Below are 1062 nucleotides of genomic sequence, written 5' to 3' on the forward strand. Positions count from 1 at the left end.
ATCTAGCTGTAGTGCCCCGGGAGGTTGTTGACGCGGTCGATCGGGGTGAGGCCGCCGAGCGCGGTGTGGGTGCGGTGATGGTTGTAGGTGTGCAGCCATGTCGGCAAGGCGTCGGCGCGGTCCTGCCCGGAGGTGAAGGGGCGGGCGTAGGCCCATTCCTCGAGCAGGGTGCGGTTGAACCGTTCGGCCTTGCCGTTGGTCTGGGGCCGGTAGCGGCGGGTGAACCGGGGGCTGGCGCCGAGGTCGTGCAGCGCTTGGCGCCAGGCGGCTGAGCGGCGGTAGGTCAGGGCGTTGTCGGTCATGACCCGCTCGATCCGGGGGACGCCGTGCTCGGCGAACCAGGCCGCGGCCCGGCGCAGGAACGCGGCGCAGGTGTCGGCGCGTTCGTCGGGGTGGATCTCGGCGTAGGCCAGGCGGGTGTGGTCGTCGATCGCGCAGTGCACGTATTCGTAGCCCACCCGGCTGGCGTTGCGCGCCCGGCGGTGCTCGGGGCTGTCGCGGCCCAGCACCCGCCACCCGCCCCCGGGACGCAGCCGGCCGATCTTCTTCACGTCCACGTGCACCAGCTCGCCCGGTCGGGCGCGTTCGTAGCGGCGTACGGGCTCGCCCGTGGGTCGGTCCAGCCACGCCAACCGTGGCATGCCGTGACGGACCAGGACCCGGTGCACGGTCGAGGCCGGCAGTCCCACGATCCCGGCGATCCGGGCCGGGCCCAGGCGCCGGTCGCGGCGCAACGCCACGATTGTGGCCTCGGCGGCCGGGTCGGTGCGGGTCGGGCTGCTGCGCGGCCGGCTGGACCGGTCCTGCAGACCGGCCACGCCCTCGGCGCGAAAGCGGCGCAGCCACTTGTAGGCCGTCGCCCGGGAGACCCCCATCTCGGCGGCCACGTGCGCGGCCGGGCGCCCGGCCAGGACCCGTTCCACCAGCTGCAGACGTGACCACGGCGACAGCCGCGGCATAGCGTTGACCACGAGGACCTCCGGTCTCGAAGAAGCGGCGTCAGACACCACTCACTTCGCCCGGAGGTCCTCCCTCATGTCAACAACGTCCGTGGGCACTACA

The 1062-nt window shown here is 72.9% G+C and carries 1 protein-coding gene; it reads right to left on the bottom strand.

Going from position 1 to position 1062, the window contains the following annotated elements; translation table 11 throughout:
- Positions 1–2 precede the first annotated feature (2 nt).
- Positions 3–959 (bottom strand): IS481 family transposase, encoded by a 957-nt coding sequence (locus tag EJA20_RS18505; RefSeq protein WP_129339954.1) that lies wholly within the window; start codon positions 957–959, stop codon positions 3–5.
- Positions 960–1062 lie beyond the last annotated feature (103 nt).

It is taken from the genome of Cellulomonas endophytica, assembly GCF_004123805.1.
GTDB lineage: Bacteria > Actinomycetota > Actinomycetes > Actinomycetales > Cellulomonadaceae > Cellulomonas > Cellulomonas endophytica.

Excerpts from the sequence above, each read along its gene's own strand:
- EJA20_RS18505 (WP_129339954.1), bottom strand. The coding sequence starts at position 959 with ATGCCGCGGCTGTCGCCGTGGTCACGTCTGCAGCTGGTGGAACGGGTC.